The sequence below is a fragment of the Streptomyces sp. GbtcB7 genome (genome assembly GCF_019091445.1).
Classification (GTDB): domain Bacteria; phylum Actinomycetota; class Actinomycetes; order Streptomycetales; family Streptomycetaceae; genus Streptomyces; species Streptomyces mirabilis.
Map to the genome: position 1 here is coordinate 1 of NZ_JAGXJM010000765.1, position 230 is coordinate 230.

Below are 230 nucleotides of genomic sequence, written 5' to 3' on the forward strand. Positions count from 1 at the left end.
GGGCTGGGGCTGTGGGGCCGTGACCTGACGGAGGTCCGGCGGGGGATAGCGGCGCCGACGCCGGGGGACGTCGCGGCGGTCGGACGCCCGCCCGAGGTACGGCTGCCACCCGCGCTGACGCCGCTGACGAGCGCGGCGCCGCAGCGCATCGACAATCCCTCGATGGGGGTGCAGGCGCTGGTGGAGGGCCGCGGGCTCGACGGGCAGGGAGCGATCGATCCGCCGCCCTT

At 77.4% G+C, this 230-nt stretch carries 1 pseudogene; it reads left to right on the forward strand.

What is annotated here, in order from left to right:
* Nucleotides 1–230 (forward strand): annotated as a pseudogene (locus KVT44_RS57485) (class F sortase); the annotation flags it as partial.